The organism is Erwinia sp. PsM31 (genome assembly GCF_030433775.1).
Taxonomy (GTDB): Bacteria; Pseudomonadota; Gammaproteobacteria; order Enterobacterales; family Enterobacteriaceae; genus Erwinia; species Erwinia aeris.
This window is the reverse complement of record NZ_JARUWZ010000155.1, coordinates 1-209: the sequence shown is the minus strand read 5'-3', so window position 1 is coordinate 209 and position 209 is coordinate 1. Positions and strand designations below refer to the sequence as shown.

1 pseudogene is annotated in these 209 nt (G+C 53.1%); it reads right to left on the bottom strand.

Annotated features, from left to right (window positions below):
* Window positions 1-207, bottom strand: a pseudogene (locus tag QCD69_RS22800) (excinuclease ABC subunit A); the annotation flags it as partial.
* Between the last annotated feature and the right edge of the window lie 2 nt (window positions 208-209).

Here is a 209-nt window from a genome sequence, read left to right as displayed (position 1 = left end):
CTCCATCAGCGAGAGAAACTGGCGCGCGTAAGCAGAGAGGGACTCTACATAGCGCCGCTGACCTTCGGCATAGAGCGTATCAAACGCCAGCGATGACTTCCCGGAACCTGAGAGACCGGTGACAACGATCAGCTTATCGCGTGGAATGATCAGGTTAATATTTTTCAGATTGTGGGTGCGAGCACCGCGGACTTCGATCTTATCCATTC